The following is a 222-nucleotide window of genomic DNA, read 5'->3' on the forward strand; positions in this document are numbered from 1 at the left end:
ATCGGTTGTGACGACGGCCGGAAGCTTCAGCGACAGCGTTTCAGCGCCGCCATCGACTTCACGCGATACGGTCGCTTTGCCATCGGCGATCACGACCTTCGATGCGAACGTCGCTTGCGGCAGGCCTGCCAGTGCAGCGAGCATCTGGCCGGTTTGATTCGAGTCGTCATCGATGGCCTGCTTGCCGAGAATGACCAACTCGGGCTTCTCCTGATCGACCAA

Annotated in this window: 1 pseudogene; it reads right to left on the minus strand. The window is 60.4% G+C overall.

The annotated features are described in order from the left end of the window. Positions 1-222 (minus strand): annotated as a pseudogene (locus U4Y90_RS36045) (electron transfer flavoprotein subunit beta/FixA family protein); the annotation flags it as partial.

This window comes from Caballeronia sp. J97, assembly GCF_905220305.1.
Lineage (GTDB): Bacteria > Pseudomonadota > Gammaproteobacteria > Burkholderiales > Burkholderiaceae > Caballeronia.